The sequence below is a fragment of the Citrobacter sp. wls716 genome (assembly GCF_005280975.1).
Classification (GTDB): Bacteria; Pseudomonadota; Gammaproteobacteria; order Enterobacterales; family Enterobacteriaceae; genus Citrobacter; species Citrobacter youngae.
In genome coordinates this window covers 1-2,363 of record NZ_SZWX01000009.1, presented here as the reverse complement: position 1 = coordinate 2,363, position 2,363 = coordinate 1, and the positions used below count along the sequence as shown (strand labels likewise).

At 52.1% G+C, this 2,363-nt stretch carries 2 protein-coding genes; both read left to right on the top strand.

The window, feature by feature from the left end:
* Positions 1–333 precede the first annotated feature (333 nt).
* A complete protein-coding gene (gene nac, locus FDX24_RS00095) occupies positions 334–1,251 on the top strand; it encodes a nitrogen assimilation transcriptional regulator NAC (RefSeq protein WP_137345653.1) in 918 nt (305 codons plus the stop codon).
* A gap of 101 nt (positions 1,252–1,352) precedes the next feature.
* Entirely contained in the window at positions 1,353–2,303 is a 951-nt protein-coding gene (cbl, locus tag FDX24_RS00090; protein WP_048211294.1) for an HTH-type transcriptional regulator Cbl, read from the top strand.
* Positions 2,304–2,363: the final 60 nt, after the last annotated feature.

The following is a 2,363-nucleotide window of genomic DNA, read 5'->3' as shown; positions in this document are numbered from 1 at the left end:
CAGAGGAATCGTGTGAACGAGGCGCATATTAGCGGGGGCGATGGGGGTTGTCAAAGGGGTAAATGAAATTGTGTGTTCGTTTGCTGACAAATTCAACAAAGCGGCGATCTTTCATGCTTTTTAGACATTTGCCCCATTCTGGTGCGGGTCTACCTCTTGTGGGGCAGCCCGGAAAAACGCGGAATCAGTAGAAGCGATCACTTTCCTGCGCCATCCCTTACTTAACGGGAGCTTAACATTAAATAATCGTCTACAGATGAAACTGGCAAGCATCTTGCAATCCTGAGTTTCATGATTGCCAGCATGGGTTCTGGTATTCCGACAGGAGGCAAAATGAACTTCAGACGACTGAAATACTTCGTAAAAATCGTCGATATTGGTAGCCTGACCCAGGCAGCGGAAGTATTGCATATCGCTCAACCCGCGCTGAGCCAGCAGGTTGCTACGCTGGAGGGGGAGCTGGATCAACAGTTGTTGATCCGCACCAAACGCGGGGTGACGCCGACGGAGGCGGGGAAAGTGCTGTATACGCACGCCCGGACGATATTACGGCAGTGTGAACAGGCACAGCTTGCGGTCAATAATGTAGGGCAGACCCTGAGTGGACACGTCTCTATTGGCCTGGCGCCAGGCACTGCGGCATCATCAATTACCATGCCGTTATTACAGACCGTTCGCGCCGAGCTGCCCGATGTACTGGTCTATTTGCATGAAAACAGCGGGGCGGTGCTGAACGATAAACTACTCAGTGGTCAATTAGATATAGCGGTGCTTTACGAGCGCTCGCCGATCGCGGGTATTTCCAGTCAACCGTTACTCAAAGAGGATCTTTACCTGGTGGGGACGCGTGAATGTCCTGGGCCTGGTGTCGATTTAACGGCAGTCGCGCAGATGAATTTGCTTCTGCCACGGGATTACAGTGCGGTCCGCCTCCGTGTTGACGAAGCCTTCTCACTGCGCCGCTTAACGGCGAAAGTAATAGGTGAAATTGATTCTATCTCCACCCTAACGGCCGCGATTGCCAGCGGTATGGGGGTGACAGTCTTACCTGAATCGGCAGCCCGGGCATTATGCCATGCAGCGAATGGCTGGATGGCGCGGATTACAACGCCCTCCATGAATCTGCCCCTCTCACTTAACATGTCAGCCAGGGGCAGTTTGACACCACAGGCTCAGGCGGTGAAAGAGATCCTGTTGTCGCTGGTTAGCCGTCCGGCTCTGGAAAATCGGGAGCTACAGCTGGTGAGTTAGACCTTATTCCAGCCAGGAATAAGATGCAGGTTTTTATTATTTGTTATGCCGGGCATCAGACTTTAACAATAGCGTAATGTCTGATGTACCCGGAGCGAAAAGTGAATTTCCAGCAACTTAAAATAATCCGCGAGGCGGCCCGTCAGGATTACAACCTGACGGAAGTCGCGAATATTCTTTATACCTCGCAGTCGGGGGTAAGTCGGCATATTCGCGAACTTGAAGATGAACTTGGCATCGAGATTTTTATTCGCCGTGGTAAACGTTTACTTGGCATGACCGAACCGGGGAAGGCGTTGCTGGTGATCGCTGAGCGCATTCTTAATGAAGCCAGTAATGTTCGCCGACTGGCGGACCTGTTTACCAATGACACGTCTGGTGTGCTGACCATTGCGACCACGCACACGCAGGCACGCTATAGTCTGCCAGCGGTGATCAAAGCATTTCGTGAGCTCTTCCCGGAGGTTCGCCTGGAGCTTATCCAGGGGACGCCGCAAGAAATTGACGTTCTCCTGCAAAATGGTGGCGCAGACATTGGTATTGCCAGTGAACGACTCAGCAGCGATCCGCTGTTGGTGGCGTTTCCCTGGTTTCGTTGGCAGCACAGCCTGCTTGTTCCACTCGATCATCCATTAGTTAAGGCTTCCCCGCTTACGCTTGAGTCTATTGCTCACTGGCCGCTCATTACCTATCGGCAGGGTATTACGGGGCGTTCACGTATTGATGAGGCATTTGCGCGTAAAGGGTTGGTGCCGGATATTATCCTCAGTGCACAGGACTCGGATGTGATTAAAACGTATGTAGCGCTGGGGCTGGGAATCGGGCTGGTGGCGGAGCAATCCAGCGGAGAGCAGGAGGAGGGGACGTTAACCCGCCTTGATACCCGGCATTTATTTGATGCGAACACCGTTTGGCTGGGGCTCAAACGTGGTCAGTTGCAGCGCAATTACGTCTGGCGATTCATCGAGCTATGCAACGCAGGTTTATCTGTGGAAGAGATTAAACGCCAGGCGATGGAGCCTGATGAAGTGATGATTGATTATCAGATATAAAGCAAAAAGCCTGCTTAGTTTCCTAAGCAGGCTTCTTAAATATGGCTCCTCTGACTGGAC